Genomic DNA, 8,687 nt, shown 5'->3' with positions numbered 1-8,687 from the left:
CACGTGGCGGCCCTGCAACCGGGGGAATTCGTGCTGATCACCGCCGCGTCGAGCAGCGTCGGCCTGGCGGCGATCCAGATCGCCAATCATGGATATCAAACGCACGATCCTGATCGTCGCCCTGGCAATCGTGTCCTACGTCATGGTCCTTAAATGGAACCAGGACTATGGCCAGGCTGCCCTGCCGACTCAGAATGTTGCTTCCAGTACGACCGCACCGGGCCTGCCGGACACCGCGACTGGCAATAACGCTTCCGCCAGTGACGACATTCCGCGTGCCGCAAGCGATACCAGCGCACCCGCCGAAGCACCGGTGGCTGTCAGCAAGGATCTGATCCAGATCAAAACCGACGTGCTCGATCTGGCGATCGATCCACAGGGTGGCGATGTTGCTCAGCTGACCTTGCCTAAGTATCCACGTCGTCAGGATCGTCCGGACGTTCCGTTCCAGCTGTTCGATAACGGCGGCGAGCGGGTTTATCTGGCTCAGAGCGGGTTGATCGGTACCAATGGTCCGGACGCCAACCCGGCCGGTCGCCCGGTCTACTCCTCGGAGAAGAAGGTTTATCAACTGGCTGACGGTCAGGACCAATTGGTCGTCGACCTGAAGTTCAGCAAGGACGGCGTCAACTACATCAAGCGTTTCACCCTGAAACGTGGCCTGTACGACGTGACTGTTTCCTACGTGATCGACAACCAGAGCGCTCAGCCCTGGTCCGGTGCCATGTTCGCGCAGTTGAAGCGCGACGCCAGCGCCGATCCTTCGTCCACCACCGCTACTGGCACCGCGACTTACCTGGGCGCTGCCCTGTGGACAAGTTCCGAGCCGTACAAAAAAGTGTCCATGAAGGACATGGACAAGGGCCCGTTGAAGGAAAACGTCAGCGGTGGCTGGGTTGCCTGGCTGCAACACTACTTCGTGACCGCGTGGATTCCGGCCAAGGGCGAAAACAACATCGTCCAGACCCGTAAAGACAGCAAAGGCAACTACATTATCGGCTACACCGGCCCTGCGCTGGCTGCAGCACCGGGCGCCAAGGTCGAAACCAGCGCTGTTCTGTACGCCGGTCCGAAAAGCCAGGCCGTGCTGAAAGAGTTGTCCCCAGGCCTGGAACTGACTGTCGACTACGGCATTCTGTGGTTCATCGCCCAGCCGATCTTCTGGCTGCTGCAACATATCCACAGCATTGTCGGTAACTGGGGCTGGTCGATCATCTTCCTGACCATGCTGATCAAGGGGATCTTCTTCCCACTGTCGGCGGCCAGCTACAAATCCATGGCGCGCATGCGTGCAGTGGCACCGAAACTGGCGGCTCTGAAAGAACAGTTCGGCGACGATCGGCAGAAAATGTCGCAAGCCATGATGGAGCTGTACAAGAAGGAGAAGATCAATCCGCTGGGTGGTTGCTTGCCAATCCTCGTGCAGATGCCGGTGTTCCTGTCCTTGTACTGGGTACTCCTGGAAAGCGTCGAAATGCGCCAGGCGCCGTTCATGCTGTGGATTACCGACCTGTCGATCAAGGATCCGTTCTTCATCCTGCCGATCATCATGGGCGCCACCATGTTCATCCAGCAGCAGCTGAACCCGACTCCACCGGACCCGATGCAGGCCAAGGTGATGAAAATGATGCCAATCATCTTCACCTTCTTCTTCCTGTGGTTCCCGGCTGGTCTGGTGCTGTACTGGGTTGTGAACAACTGCCTGTCGATCGCACAACAGTGGTACATCACCCGGAAGATCGAAGCAGCTACCAAGAAAGCAGCTGCCTGACCTACTCTGTGGATAACCACTCAAGACGCCCCCTAGTGGGGCGTTTTGCTGTCTGTCTTTTTTATGTCTGGAGTGGGTTATGAATGTCCCTCGTGAAACCATCGCAGCCGTAGCCACCGCCCAGGGTCGTGGTGGCGTGGGCATCGTACGGATTTCCGGACCGCTGGCCAGCGTCGCCGCCAAGGCCATCAGCGGCCGCGAGCTGAAACCGCGTTACGCCCATTACGGACCGTTCTTCAGCGATCGGGACGAGGTCCTGGATGAAGGCATTGCCCTGTATTTCCCAGGGCCGAACTCCTTTACCGGCGAAGACGTGCTGGAACTTCAGGGCCACGGCGGCCCGATCGTCCTGGACATGTTGCTGCAGCGTTGCCTGCAGCTGGGGTGCCGCCTGGCCCGGCCAGGGGAATTTAGCGAGCGCGCGTTCCTCAACGACAAACTCGACCTGGCCCAGGCCGAAGCCATTGCCGACCTGATCGAAGCCAGTTCTGCCCAGGCCGCGCGCAATGCGTTGCGTTCCTTGCAGGGGGCGTTTTCCAAGCGTGTGCATAACCTGACCGAGCAACTGATTGCACTGCGCATCTACGTCGAGGCGGCCATCGATTTCCCCGAGGAAGAAATCGACTTCCTGGCCGATGGCCGCGTCCTGCAGATGCTCGACGCGGTGCGCGACGAGTTATCCACCGTGGTCCGTGAAGCCGGGCAGGGTGCCTTGCTGCGTGACGGCATGACGGTGGTCATCGCTGGCCGGCCGAATGCCGGCAAATCCAGCCTGCTCAATGCCCTGGCCGGACGCGAGGCGGCGATTGTCACCGATATCGCCGGCACCACCCGGGACGTGCTGCGCGAACATATCCACATCGATGGCATGCCCCTGCACGTTGTGGATACCGCAGGCCTGCGCGATACCGACGACCATGTGGAAAAGATCGGTGTGGAACGGGCCCTCAAGGCCATCGGCGAGGCCGATCGTGTGTTGCTGGTGGTCGACGCCACGGCACCGGAGGCGCAGGACCCCTTCGCCTTGTGGCCGGAATTCCTGGAACAGCGCCCGGATCCGGCGAAAGTCACCCTGATCCGCAACAAGGCCGACCTGACAACCGAAGCGATAGGCCTGGAAGTCAGCGCCGACGGCCACGTCACTATCAGCCTGAGTGCCAAGGCCGGAGGCGAGGGCCTGGAGTTGCTGCGCGAGCACCTCAAGGCTTGCATGGGCTACGAACAGACTTCCGAAAGCAGCTTCAGTGCGCGCCGGCGTCACCTGGAGGCGCTGCAGCATGCCAGTGCCGCCCTGGAACATGGTCGTTCGCAATTGACCCTGGCCGGTGCTGGCGAGTTGTTGGCCGAAGATCTGCGCCAGGCTCAGCAATCCCTGGGGGAAATTACCGGCGCTTTCAGCTCGGACGACCTGCTGGGTCGGATCTTCTCCAGCTTCTGCATCGGTAAATAACCCTATCCCTCTGCAGGAGCGAGCTTGCTCTGGCTGCATTCCGTAGCCATTACGGGTAAAGCCGCTCCTGCAATCTGTGCAATTCCCCAGCACTTTTCAGTTTGCCGAGCGCCATCGAGCGCTTCGGTGGCTTTCCTGTGCCCGGTATTTGGCTACCAGTGGTCATTTTCTGTGGATTAAGCCCTGTGAATAACTGCCCTCAGGCTCGGTTGATAACAGGGCCTCAAAGGTGAGGAAAACCTCCTCTGTGGATAAGCGCCACTTTAATCCACAGGCTTACACCGGTTATCCAAGGGCCTCCTTGCCAGCTAACCACAGACTTTTAAATCTCTGTACATATTGAAAATAAAGGCCTGTATCAATCTATCCACAGATAGGCCGGGGCCTAAGAATAAACATAAAAACAAAGATTTTATAAATTTCTTTCTTTTTAATTTCTTTTGTCCGCGAGTCATCCACAAGCTGGTTAAATTTTGTGCAAAGGGTTCTTTAGGAAGGGCTAAGACCCTATACTTGTCCGTTAGCCCAAGAACCCATCCTTTTTTTACCCATATAAGCAGGCACGAGGTGCGTGGTGGATTTCCCTTCCCGTTTTGAAGTGATCGTCATCGGCGGCGGTCATGCCGGTACCGAGGCAGCACTTGCATCAGCACGCATGGGGGCAAAAACCCTGTTGCTGACGCATAACGTGGAAACCCTCGGAGCGATGAGCTGCAACCCCGCGATTGGCGGGATCGGTAAAAGCCATCTGGTCAAAGAAATCGATGCCCTCGGCGGCGCGATGGCCATGGCTACCGATAAAGGTGGTATTCAGTTTCGTGTGTTGAACAGCCGCAAAGGCCCGGCCGTACGCGCTACTCGCGCCCAGGCCGACCGCGCCTTGTACAAGGCCGCTGTCCGCGAAATCCTGGAAAACCAGCCGAACCTGTGGATATTTCAGCAGGCAGCGGATGACCTGATCGTCGAGCAGGACCAGGTTCGCGGCGTAGTGACCCAGATGGGCCTGCGTTTCTTCGCCGAATCCGTGGTGTTGACCACCGGTACCTTCCTCGGTGGACTTATCCACATCGGCATGCAGAACTACTCCGGCGGCCGCGCCGGCGATCCTCCCTCGATCGCCCTGGCCCAGCGCCTACGCGAACTGCCGCTGCGGGTTGGCCGTCTGAAAACCGGTACACCGCCACGCATCGACGCACGCTCTGTGGATTTCTCGGTGATGACCGAACAACCGGGCGATACACCGATTCCGGTGATGTCGTTCCTGGGCTCAAAAGAGCAGCATCCGCAGCAGGTCAGTTGCTGGATTACCCACACCAACGCTCGTACCCACGAAATCATCGCGTCCAACCTGGATCGTTCGCCGATGTATTCAGGGGTGATCGAAGGCATCGGCCCGCGTTACTGCCCGTCGATCGAAGACAAGATCCATCGCTTCGCCGACAAGGAAAGCCATCAGGTCTTCATCGAGCCGGAAGGCCTGACCACGAATGAGCTGTATCCGAACGGGATATCCACATCCTTGCCGTTCGATGTGCAGCTGCAGATCGTGCAATCGATCCGCGGCATGGAAAACGCCCATATCGTGCGTCCCGGCTATGCCATCGAGTACGACTATTTCGATCCCCGCGACCTGAAGTACAGCCTGGAAACCAAAGTGATTGGCGGTCTGTTCTTCGCTGGCCAGATCAACGGCACCACCGGTTACGAAGAAGCCGGCGCCCAAGGTTTGCTCGCCGGTGCCAACGCCGCATTGCGCGCGCAAGGCAAAGACAGCTGGTGCCCGCGTCGCGATGAGGCCTACATCGGTGTGTTGGTCGACGACCTGATTACCCTGGGTACCCAGGAACCGTATCGGATGTTCACTTCCCGCGCCGAATACCGCCTGATCCTGCGCGAAGACAACGCCGACCTGCGTCTGACCGAAAAAGGTCGGGAACTGGGTCTGGTCGACGATGTCCGTTGGGCTGCGTTCTGCAAGAAGCGCGAAGGCATTGCCCTGGAAGAGCAGCGCCTGAAGAGCACCTGGGTTCGCCCGGGTACCGCGCAGGGGGATGCGATCGCCGAAAAGTTCGGCACGCCGCTGACCCATGAGTACAACTTGCTGAATCTGCTTAGCCGTCCGGAAATCGACTACGCTGGTCTGGTCGAAGTGACCGGGCAGGGCGCGGAAGATCCACAGGTCGCCGAGCAGGTCGAGATCAAGACCAAGTACGCCGGTTATATCGATCGCCAGCAGGACGAAATCGCTCGTCTGCGGGCCAGCGAAGACACCAGGCTGCCTGTGGATATCGACTACAGCACCATCTCCGGCCTCTCGAAAGAGATCCAGAGCAAGCTCGGCGCCACGCGTCCTGAAACCCTGGGCCAGGCTTCGCGGATTCCAGGGGTAACGCCGGCGGCGATTTCCCTGTTGATGATTCACTTGAAAAAACGCGGCGCGGGCCGTCAGTTGGAGCAAAGCGCTTGAGTTCGCAGGTCACCTCGCAACATGCCGAAGAGTTATCCACAGGTGCTCGCCAACTCGGTGTCAACCTGACAGAAGCCCAGCACCATTCGCTGCTGGGTTATCTGGCCCTGTTGATCAAATGGAACAAGGCCTACAACCTGACCGCCGTGCGCGATCCGGACGAAATGGTCTCGCGTCACCTGCTCGATAGCCTGAGCGTGATGTCGTTCATCGAAAACGGCCGCTGGCTGGACGTCGGCAGCGGCGGCGGGATGCCCGGTATTCCGTTGGCTATCCTGTTTCCGGACTCGCAAGTGACCTGCCTGGACAGCAACGGCAAGAAAACCCGCTTCCTGACCCAGGTCAAACTCGAACTGAAACTGGATAACCTGCAAGTTATCCACAGTCGCGTCGAAGCCTTCCAGCCGCAGCAGCCGTTCAACGGGATCATTTCCCGGGCGTTCAGCAGCATGGAGAACTTCAGCAACTGGACTCGCCACCTAGGCGATCGCGATACACGCTGGCTGGCAATGAAGGGCGTTCATCCCGCCGATGAGCTGGTAGCATTGCCGGCAGACTTCCACCTCGATAGCGAACACGCCCTGGCCGTACCCGGTTGCCAAGGCCAACGCCATCTGCTGATACTGCGCCGCACGGCATGATTGGGAACACAAGCAAGAATGGCTAAGGTATTCGCGATAGCGAACCAGAAAGGTGGTGTGGGCAAGACCACCACCTGCATCAACCTCGCAGCATCGCTGGTTGCTACCAAGCGCCGGGTGCTGTTGATCGATCTTGATCCACAGGGCAACGCCACCATGGGTAGCGGTGTGGATAAACACAGCCTGGAAAATTCGGTCTACGACCTGTTGATCGGTGAATGCGATCTGGCCCAGGCCATGCACTACTCCGAGCACGGCGGTTATCAACTGCTGCCGGCGAACCGCGACCTGACCGCGGCCGAAGTCGTCCTGCTGGAAATGCAGATGAAGGAAAGCCGTCTGCGCAGCGCCCTGGCGCCGATCCGGGAAAACTACGATTACATTCTGATCGACTGCCCGCCGTCGCTGTCGATGCTCACCCTCAACGCCCTGGTCGCCGCCGATGGGGTGATTATCCCCATGCAGTGCGAGTACTACGCCCTCGAAGGCTTGAGCGACCTTGTGGATAACATCAAGCGCATCTCCGAATTGCTGAACCCGAACCTCAAGGTCGAAGGCCTGCTGCGGACCATGTTCGACCCGCGCCTGAGCCTGATGAACGATGTTTCCGCGCAGCTCAAGGAACACTTCGGCGATCAGTTGTACGACACAGTGATCCCTCGCAACATCCGTCTGGCGGAAGCTCCGAGTTACGGCATGCCGGCGTTGGCCTACGACAAGCAGTCCCGCGGGGCCATTGCTTACCTGGCCCTCGCGGGCGAGATGGTTCGCCGGCAACGTAAAAATTCACGCGCAGCCGCTGCCCAGCCAACTTAAGGAATCCCCATGGCCGTCAAGAAACGAGGTCTCGGACGTGGACTGGATGCACTGTTGAGTGGTCCGACTGTCAGCGCACTGGAAGAACAAGCGATTCAAGCTGATGCCCGCGAATTGCAGCATTTGCCGCTGGACCTGATCCAGCGCGGCAAGTACCAGCCACGCCGGGACATGGACCCACAGGCGCTGGAAGAACTGGCGAGCTCGATCAGGACCCAGGGCGTGATGCAGCCGATCGTGGTGCGCTCGATCGGTTCCGGCCGGTTTGAAATCATCGCCGGTGAGCGCCGCTGGCGCGCCAGCCAGCAGGCGGGGCAGGAAACCATCCCGGCCATGGTCCGCGATGTGCCGGACGAAACCGCCATCGCCATGGCGCTGATCGAGAACATTCAGCGCGAAGATCTCAATCCCATCGAGGAAGCGATTGCCCTGCAGCGCCTGCAGCAGGAATTCCAGCTGACTCAGCAGCAGGTTGCCGAGGCTGTGGGTAAGTCCCGCGTCACTGTTGCCAACTTGCTGCGTCTGATCGCTTTGCCTGAAGTGATCAAGACCATGCTGTCCCACGGCGACCTGGAAATGGGGCATGCCCGTGCATTGCTGGGTTTGCCGGATAATCAACAGGTTGAAGGGGCGCGACACGTTGTCGCACGGGGTCTCACCGTACGCCAAACCGAAGCCCTGGTTCGCCAGTGGTTGAGTGGTAAGCAGCAGCCTGCCGAACCGGTCAAACCCGACCCGGATATCGCCCGTCTGGAGCAACGCCTGGCCGAACGCCTAGGCTCTGCGGTGCAGATTCGTCACGGGAAGAAAGGGAAAGGTCAGCTGGTCATTGGGTATAACTCCCTGGATGAGCTTCAAGGCGTTCTCGCACACATCCGCTGAAACATTTCCTTATGTAGCGCGCAGTCGGAAATCACTACCCGGCAGTTGAATAGGGGCTGAACCGCCCCTATACTCTGCGCGCATTTTGTCGGCACAAATTATGCCAAGTTATTGAATTCTGGCTGCCGACCCATGAGGAGCAAGAGTGATGGAAACCCGCACGCCAAACCGCTTGCCGTTCCATCGCTTGGCGGTTTTCCCGGTTTTATTGGCTCAATTGGTCGTTTTATTGCTGGCCGCCCTGGCGCTCTGGCAATGGCATGGAGTCGTAGCCGGATACTCAGGCCTTTGCGGGGGACTGATAGCCTTGCTCCCCAACGTGTATTTCGCTCACAGGGCATTTCGGTTTTCCGGCGCCCGAGCAGCTCAAGCCATCGTCCGGTCTTTTTATGCCGGCGAGGCGGGCAAACTGATTTTGACGGCAGTGCTTTTTGCATTGACGTTTGCAGGTGTGAAGCCATTGGCGCCGCTGGCTGTATTCGGCGTCTTCGTGTTGACCCAACTGGTCAGCTGGTTCGCTCCCCTGCTTATGAGAACAAGACTTTCGAGACCTTAGGGCGTTTGAGCCAATAACGACGAGCCGTCCGATCCGCTGCGCCGCCAGTTGCTCGCCGCCGGTTCCCTGCTCAGTGCCGCGGCGGCGTTCTGGCCGCGCCTGTC

7 protein-coding genes are annotated in these 8,687 nt (G+C 59.0%); all 7 read left to right on the top strand.

Features of this window, described 5'->3' with window-relative positions:
- The first annotated feature begins 88 nt into the window (after window positions 1-88).
- The 7 genes from yidC (at window position 89) to ACQKQA_RS28695 (ending at window position 8,583) form a co-directional block, all read left to right on the top strand.
- The gene (gene yidC / locus ACQKQA_RS28725; protein ID WP_427564586.1) at window positions 89-1,771 is read left to right on the top strand and encodes a membrane protein insertase YidC; all 1,683 of its coding nucleotides are present in this window, start codon (window positions 89-91) and stop codon (window positions 1,769-1,771) included.
- 79 nt (window positions 1,772-1,850) lie between these two features.
- Complete coding sequence (gene mnmE, locus ACQKQA_RS28720) at window positions 1,851-3,221, top strand: tRNA uridine-5-carboxymethylaminomethyl(34) synthesis GTPase MnmE (RefSeq protein WP_427564585.1); 1,371 nt, start codon at window positions 1,851-1,853, stop codon at window positions 3,219-3,221.
- Window positions 3,222-3,795: 574 nt separating this feature from the next.
- Complete coding sequence (gene mnmG, locus ACQKQA_RS28715; RefSeq protein ID WP_427564584.1) at window positions 3,796-5,688, top strand: tRNA uridine-5-carboxymethylaminomethyl(34) synthesis enzyme MnmG; 1,893 nt, start codon at window positions 3,796-3,798, stop codon at window positions 5,686-5,688.
- On the top strand, window positions 5,685-6,329 hold the full coding sequence (gene rsmG, locus ACQKQA_RS28710) for a 16S rRNA (guanine(527)-N(7))-methyltransferase RsmG (RefSeq protein ID WP_427564583.1): 645 nt from the start codon (window positions 5,685-5,687) through the stop codon (window positions 6,327-6,329). Before mnmG ends, rsmG begins: the two co-directional genes overlap by 4 nt.
- A gap of 18 nt (window positions 6,330-6,347) precedes the next feature.
- Complete coding sequence (locus ACQKQA_RS28705) at window positions 6,348-7,145, top strand: ParA family protein (protein ID WP_427564582.1); 798 nt, start codon at window positions 6,348-6,350, stop codon at window positions 7,143-7,145.
- 9 nt (window positions 7,146-7,154) lie between these two features.
- Window positions 7,155-8,027 (top strand): ParB/RepB/Spo0J family partition protein, encoded by an 873-nt coding sequence (locus ACQKQA_RS28700; protein WP_427564581.1) that lies wholly within the window; start codon window positions 7,155-7,157, stop codon window positions 8,025-8,027.
- Between the two features lie 148 nt (window positions 8,028-8,175).
- Window positions 8,176-8,583 carry a F0F1 ATP synthase subunit I gene (locus ACQKQA_RS28695; RefSeq protein ID WP_016703952.1) on the top strand — a complete coding sequence of 136 codons (408 nt, stop codon included), beginning with the start codon at window positions 8,176-8,178 and terminating at the stop codon, window positions 8,581-8,583.
- Window positions 8,584-8,687: the final 104 nt, after the last annotated feature.

Source organism: Pseudomonas sp. NPDC089530 (assembly GCF_050280705.1).
GTDB lineage: Bacteria > Pseudomonadota > Gammaproteobacteria > Pseudomonadales > Pseudomonadaceae > Aquipseudomonas.
The sequence above is the reverse complement of the archived record's forward strand: the minus strand, read 5'-3'. Positions and strand labels throughout refer to the sequence as shown.